Raw genomic sequence first — 570 nt, 5'->3', positions numbered from 1 at the left:
GTGCACGCCCAGACCGTTGAGGACGAGGCTCGCAAGATGTGGGCGTCGTCGATGAACATCGCCGGTGCGGGCTGGAGCGGCCAGGCGCAGGCGACGTCGTATGACACCATGGGCCAGGTCAACCAGGCCTTCCGCAACATCGTCAACATGCTCCACTCGGTGCGCGACGGGCTGATCCGCGACGCGAACAACTACGAGCAGCAAGAGCAGGCCAGCCAGCAGATCCTCAGCAGCTAGCCCAGAACTGCTGCTGCCCAACACTTTTAAGGAGCTACGCAATGAGCATCAACTACCAGTTCGGCGACGTGGACGCCCACGGTGCCCTGATCCGCGCGCAGGCCGCGTCCTTGGAGGCCGAGCACCAGGCCATCGTTCGCGATGTGCTTGCCGCCGGTGACTTCTGGGGCGGTGCCGGTTCGGTCGCGTGCCAGGAGTTCATCACCCAGTTGGGCCGCAACTTCCAGGTGATCTACGAGCAGGCCAACTCCCACGGACAGAAGGTCCAGTCCGCGGGCAACAACATGGCCAGCACCGACAGCGCCGTCGGCTCCAGCTGGGCCTGACGCCTCG

2 protein-coding genes are annotated in these 570 nt (G+C 64.9%); both read left to right on the top strand.

The genetic code is table 11. The features are described 5' to 3' along the window. Window positions 1-237 (top strand): WXG100 family type VII secretion target (locus A5775_RS08110; protein WP_082952925.1); only part of this gene is annotated, 237 nt, incomplete at its 5' end. A gap of 41 nt (window positions 238-278) precedes the next feature. After that, window positions 279-563 carry a WXG100 family type VII secretion target gene (locus tag A5775_RS08105; protein ID WP_020824001.1) on the top strand — a complete coding sequence of 95 codons (285 nt, stop codon included), beginning with the start codon at window positions 279-281 and terminating at the stop codon, window positions 561-563. Window positions 564-570: the final 7 nt, after the last annotated feature.

This window comes from Mycobacterium sp. 852002-10029_SCH5224772, from assembly GCF_001667315.1.
Taxonomy (GTDB): Bacteria; Actinomycetota; Actinomycetes; order Mycobacteriales; family Mycobacteriaceae; genus Mycobacterium.
The sequence above is the reverse complement of the archived record's forward strand: the minus strand, read 5'-3'. Positions and strand labels throughout refer to the sequence as shown.